Source organism: Leptospira limi (assembly GCF_026151395.1).
GTDB classification, from domain to species: Bacteria; Spirochaetota; Leptospiria; order Leptospirales; family Leptospiraceae; genus Leptospira_A; species Leptospira_A limi.
On record NZ_JAMQPV010000009.1, the window covers coordinates 1 to 5,789 of the forward strand.

Annotated in this window: 8 protein-coding genes; 6 read left to right on the forward strand and 2 right to left on the reverse strand. The window is 36.0% G+C overall.

The annotated features are described in order from the left end of the window. The first annotated feature begins 900 nt into the window (after positions 1-900). From ND812_RS18255 to ND812_RS18265, 3 genes are all read left to right on the forward strand, one after another. Positions 901-1,134 (forward strand): YodC family protein, encoded by a 234-nt coding sequence (locus ND812_RS18255; RefSeq protein WP_265376742.1) that lies wholly within the window; start codon positions 901-903, stop codon positions 1,132-1,134. Next, entirely contained in the window at positions 1,131-1,712 is a 582-nt protein-coding gene (locus ND812_RS18260) for a hypothetical protein (RefSeq protein ID WP_265376743.1), read from the forward strand. The genes ND812_RS18255 and ND812_RS18260 overlap by 4 nt, the downstream gene beginning before the upstream one ends. A 563-nt stretch (positions 1,713-2,275) precedes the next feature. Further along, positions 2,276-3,004, forward strand: coding sequence for a hypothetical protein (locus tag ND812_RS18265; protein ID WP_265376744.1), 729 nt, complete (start codon positions 2,276-2,278; stop codon positions 3,002-3,004). A gap of 230 nt (positions 3,005-3,234) precedes the next feature. Here the strand turns inward: ND812_RS18265 and ND812_RS18410 are convergent, their stop codons facing one another. Both ND812_RS18410 and merTP read right to left on the reverse strand, forming a co-directional pair. Next, complete coding sequence (locus ND812_RS18410) at positions 3,235-3,453, reverse strand: GDCCVxC domain-containing (seleno)protein (RefSeq protein WP_100720344.1); 219 nt, start codon at positions 3,451-3,453, stop codon at positions 3,235-3,237. 2 nt (positions 3,454-3,455) lie between these two features. Next, positions 3,456-4,085, reverse strand: coding sequence for a mercuric transport protein MerTP (merTP, locus tag ND812_RS18270; RefSeq protein ID WP_265376745.1), 630 nt, complete (start codon positions 4,083-4,085; stop codon positions 3,456-3,458). A 92-nt stretch (positions 4,086-4,177) separates the two neighbouring features. Here merTP and ND812_RS18275 point away from each other — a divergent pair, with 92 nt between their 5' ends. The 3 genes from ND812_RS18275 to ND812_RS18285 all read left to right on the forward strand — a co-directional run bounded on the left by ND812_RS18275 (position 4,178) and on the right by ND812_RS18285 (position 5,548). Beyond that, positions 4,178-4,561, forward strand: coding sequence for a MerR family transcriptional regulator (locus tag ND812_RS18275; protein WP_265376746.1), 384 nt, complete (start codon positions 4,178-4,180; stop codon positions 4,559-4,561). 288 nt (positions 4,562-4,849) lie between these two features. Further along, positions 4,850-5,143, forward strand: coding sequence for a type II toxin-antitoxin system HigB family toxin (locus tag ND812_RS18280; RefSeq protein WP_265376747.1), 294 nt, complete (start codon positions 4,850-4,852; stop codon positions 5,141-5,143). Next, positions 5,144-5,548, forward strand: a complete 405-nt coding sequence (locus ND812_RS18285; RefSeq protein ID WP_265376748.1) for a helix-turn-helix domain-containing protein — start codon at positions 5,144-5,146, stop codon at positions 5,546-5,548. It begins immediately after the preceding gene. Positions 5,549-5,789 lie beyond the last annotated feature (241 nt).

Consider the following 5,789-nt stretch of genomic DNA (forward strand, 5'->3'; position numbering starts at 1 on the left):
TCGCTCGGCCTGCGGCAAATTCCCTTTCTGGCATTCGCCTTGCGTTCGCAAGCTACATGCCAGTCCCTAATGTCCCGTTCCGGGACTCAGGGTCAGGAAACTTCGGTAAGTCTAGTTCGTTAATTGCAATTAGTTGATCTACAGAAGAAAACGCGCAAATTTTTTTCATGAGGGTGTTGTCGATTCAAGCTTTGAAAGAGAACAATTTCAGCTGATTTCTCCACGAACGTCTTGTTTGGAATTTACGTTTCTAAGATTTAAGAGAAAAATTTGCGCTCGCTTTTGTTGAACTTTCGATAAAAATCTTTTATCATACTAACTAACTGCAATTAACATACGCTAACCACTGCGCTTCGGCATTTTCGGCCTCGCTTGGCCTACGGCACATTATCCTCCGGCACACTTCTTGCCTCTTCACGCAAGAAGATGCGCCGACGCTAACGCCCCTATGGGGCTCAGCTACGGACAACGTTGGTTAGCTTGTTCGTTAATTGCAATTAGTTGATCTACAGAAGAAAACGCGCAAATTTTTTAAGAAGGTCTTGTCGATTAACGCTTTGGAAGAGAACAATTAAAGATTTCCTCTCCATTAAAGTGCAGTTAAAGATTTTTGCTTTTTAAGATTTAAGAGAAATTTGCGCTGGATTGTAGGACCCTTTCGACTTTTATCTTATTCTATACTAACTAACTGCAATTAACAGCGCCTTAACGCTCACTCGGGCTCTTTTCCACTTCGCCTCAGATTTCTGAAAAAATCTGGATCTCGTGGGGCCCTCGCTCGGCCTAAAGGCACATTCCGTGTTACGCTAACGCCTCCTACAGAGGCTCAGCTACACGGAACGTCGTTAAGGCTGATTCGTTATACGACATTTTTTAAAAAATAAAATTTAGGATAAGAACATGGAATTAAAAATTGGAGATATTGTACAATTAAATTCAGGAGGTCCAAACATGACAGTGACTGGATTTTTAGATAAAAAAAGCGGTGGTTTGGTTAAGAAAGGAATTACTGCAGGAAAATTAAATAAATCCGAAACAAACACAAACGACTATGCAATTTGTCAATGGTTCGATAATGTTGGTTCTTTCAAAGAAGATATATTCCTTATATCTACTGTGGAGCTTAAACAATGACTTTTTCTAGTATGGCAAATGATATAATTTCTTTAGCAAAACCTAACGGTGATATTATAGAAAATATTAAAGCAAATGTTCAACCTAAAACCATTTTCATATTTGATGAAAAAATTCCCTTAGAGGAAGGTGATATAATTTATAGAAAATTACCGAATGGTTTAATTGAATCATACGTTGTTTTAGATAGAGGATATTATTCTCAATTTCATGGTATTCAGGGTCACTACCAAGCAAAGGTTCGAAAAGAAAACAGCATTAGCCAAGAAAAATATAACTCAATTACAAACATATATAATGCTACTGGAATAAATTCAAGAATTAATATCCAATCTCAAGATACCTCAAACAATAACTATAATTCTGAAGAAATATTTTCATTAATTTACCAAGTATTAGAGAATATTAAGGAAGTTGAAATTCAATCAAAAGCGAAGAAATTATTAGAAGAAATGAAATCGAAAAAAGGTACAGCTTCATATTTAGAATGCTATATACAGTTTATCTCATTACTATCTGACCATATTAGCTTAATTTCTGCATTTATTCCACCTCTTACGAAATTCATTGTACAATAAAAAAACGTCGTATAACAGCGACTAACCGCTTCACTTCGGGACTTACGCCCTCGTTCGGTCTACGACACATAGGCTTTTGTCACTCCTCTTGCTTACGCAAGCGTCGCGCCAATCCCTAACGTCCCGTTCGGGACTCAGGGCCAGCCTACGTCGGTTAGTCTAGTTCGTTAATTGCAATTAGTTGATCCTTAGAAAATAACGCGCAAATTTTTTTCATGAGGGTGTTGTCGATTCAAGCTTTGAAAGAGAACAATTTCAGCTGATTTCTCCACGTAAGTTCTGTTTCTAATTTACGCTTTTAAGATTTAAGAGAAAAATTTGCGCTCGCTTTTGTTGACCTTTCGACATAAATCTTTTATTATACTAACTAACTGCAATTAACATACGCTAACCACTGCGCTTCGGCACTTTCGCCCTCGCTTGGCCTTCGGCACATTATCCTCCGGCACACTTCTTGCCTCTTGACGCAAGAAGATGCGCCGACGCTAACGCCCCCTAGGGGCTCAGCTACGGACAACGTTGGTTAGCTTGTTCGTTATACGCAATAATTTCAAAAAAATATTATGATTAAAAAATTTAAATTACTCGCTTTACCAATTTTTCTTTTATTTGCTTCGCCAATATTTCCAAATGATACTGAGAGAAAAAAATATCACTTCCTCATTTCCCCTTGGATTATTAACACTACTTTTGATAAACCATCAAGAGAAATTGAAAGTTCCGTTAATTTACAATTTCTATATGGATTTACTAATAATTTCTGCATTGGAGTAACTTATGGAATTGGAAAAAATAGTGAAAAAAATCTAGAATCTATCCCAACTAGTTCTTATTCTGCAACAAGATTATATCAATTTTCTACTTCAAAAAATTCTGAAACTTTTACTTTGAATTTACATTATTTTATTTGGAAATTCATTTATACTAGTTTCAACATTGGAATTGAAAAAGGATTTTCAGTCGAAAGAAATAATTTTGCAATCATTCGAGCTAACAATATTACCCCCCAACCATTTTCAATGAAAACAATCTTCGATGATAGAGTCTTCAGCTCTCTCGGAATTGGATTTAGGCATGAAGTAAGTAGCTCCATTTTGATTGCTTTCGAATATCAACGTGGATACATTGAAGCTGGTAAAATTAACCAACATTTTACTTACAATCCTGATTACTATGGTAGTAACTTACCTTATATGCTCGAAAATTATCTTTTTGATAACATTTTTAATGATAGATCACTAAGAAATTCCATTTATCAGCAATTTTATCTATCAGCGGGATTGGCACTTTGATTCTATTAAAGAAATTACTGCGTATAACAGCGACTTACCGCTTCGCTTCGGCACATGGCCTCGCTCGGCCTACGGCAAATCCTCCTCCTGGCATTCGCCTTGCGTCCGCAAGCTACATGCCAGTCCCTAACGTCCCGTTGGGACTCAGGGTCGGAGGACTTCGGTAAGTCTAGTTCGTTATGCGTAATTTCCCAAAATTAGCAAAAATGAACGATCTAAATTTTTCAACGTTAGCAACACTTATTTTCCATTTGCTTAGGTGGGCAGGTAACTGTTCCATAGGAGCAAAATACGCAACAGTCACCTTGCTTAGGTTTCATAAAAAAATTACATTTAATACATGTATAAAAATATTGACATGACTCGTTGGGCATCTCCTCTTCTTTCTGGTTGCCGCAATTGGGGCAGGTTAATATTGATGTAGTTATTATTTCTTTTTTGTTATCCATATTTATTCTCCCTTTATAATATTGGATATTTTATATCCAATATTATTCTCAATTACATTTTTAAAATCGTTTGGATCCACTTCACTTTTATCATATTTTATTTTAGCAAAGCCAGTTTTGTGATTTGATTCTACATCTAAAACACCCGATAACGACGATATCGCCTTGTTGACAGCTTCTTCACAACCGACACAAGTCATCCCTTTAATTTCTATCTTAACTAATGCAATATTTTCTCTCTCTACGATAATTGTGTCTTTTTTTGAAATCCGAAAGAAAATATTGGAATAATAAGGAAAAGCTAGTAACATCCCTGTAAGTAAGGTAACAATACCTAAAAAAGTTTTACTTTGTAAAAAAGACGGAGTTTTAGTATTATCCGTTTCACATTCACAAGCGATCACTTTTCGATTAAGAGATATGAGCTTTCTATACCAGGCAAACCCGAATAACAATGTAGTCAGGCTGATTAGATAAGGTCGGTAGGGTTCTAACCAACTGAAAGTAGAGGCAACTCCGGATATGCCCCCTAAAACACCTACGATTGGTGTTATGCAGCATAACGATGCAGAAATTGACGCAAGAATTCCAACAGTGATAAAGTTATTGTCGTTGAAATCTTTTTTATTCATGATGATTCTCCTAAAAATTTTCCTATACAATATATATGACAACCCTCTAGTATACTCCAAGGTTACTGTTTTTTTTAAAAAAAAGGAAATTTATGCTTATTGGAGAATTTGCAGAAAAAAGTAAATTAACTAGAGAAACAATTAGATTTTATGAAAAAGAAGGTCTTTTAGAAGGAGTAAGAAAAGAAAATAATTATCGTTACTATTCAAAAAAAGATATTGAAATAGTTCAATTTATTAGCTCTTTAAAAAATTTAGGATTTACTCTACCAGAAATTAGAAGTATTTTGTTAGTGTATAGTTCTGAGTTAAAATGTAAAGATATGCAAATGATACTCGAAAAAAATTTAAGAAAAGTAGAAGAAAAGCTTCGTTCACTTATAAATATAAAGAATAATCTTAGCAAATCAATAAAAGGATGTGAAGAGAATCCTAATAAAAAATCTTGTAATGTTTTTACCAAATTTAAGTTTTAATATGGGAAACTACGCATAACAGCGACTTACCGCTTCGCTTCGGCACTAGGCCTCGCTCGGCCTGCGGCAAATCCTCCTTCTGGCATTCGCCTTGCTTGCGCAAGCTACATGCCAGTCCCTAACGTCCCGTTACCGGGACTCAGGGTCGGAGGACTTCGGTAAGTCTAGTTCGTTATACGAAATTTTCGGGAGTCTTTATTTTATTCAAATGCGAGCGTCCGTGCTCGCCAAAAAAGGAAAAAAGTAGTTGTTACCATTTCGGTAACATGTTTCTATTGATTTGTGAGGGTGATTTCGAGAAAAATATTAAGAGATTTCTACTCTATTTCAAAATATTCTGACTCTAAAATCCCGATCGAAGTCTGGTTTAAAGACACTTCCAAGGCTAACTGGAAATCTCCTGCTGATATCAAAGAAAAATACAGAAATGCTAGTTTCCTTAAAGACAATAGAATCGTTTTCAATATACATGGGAACAAATACAGATTAATTGTGAAGGTTCATTACAATTTACAAACTGTTTTCATAAGATTTATAGGAACACACGAACAATACGATAAAATCAATGCTGAGGTGATTTAAATGAACATTAAGCCTATCAAAAATCAAAAAGATCACTTAGAAGCTCTTGCTGAGATTGAAAAACTTTGGGATGCGAAAAAGAACACTCCCGAATACGATAAATTAGATATTTTAATAACCTTAGTTGATGCTTACGAAGCTAAACACTACCCTATTGATGATCCGGATCCTATTGAAGCTTTAAAATCTGTTATGGATGACATGAACATGAAAAGTGTTGATTTAGGAAATTTAATCGGTGGGCGAAGTCGTGCCACTGAAATCTTAAATCGAAAAAGAAAGCTTACCTTGGAAATGATTAGGAAGATTAATCAAAATCTGGGAATTCCAACTGATATTCTTGTAAAAGAATATAAAGTAAAAACCTCTAAGACAGGAAGAAAAAGAACGCCATCCGTGGCGTAATTTATTCAATTTGCCCGAAAACTTCGTATAACAGCACCTAACCGCTTCGCCTCGGCACTTACGGCCTCGCTCGGTCTGCGACACAAAGGCTTCTGGCACTCCCCTTGCAGTCGCAAGTGTCGTGGCCAGTCCCTAACGTCCCGTTTCCGGGACTCAGGGTCAGCCTACGTCGGTTAGGCTAGTTCGTTAATTGCAATTAGTTGATACTTAGAAAATAACGCGCAAATTTTTTTCATGAGGT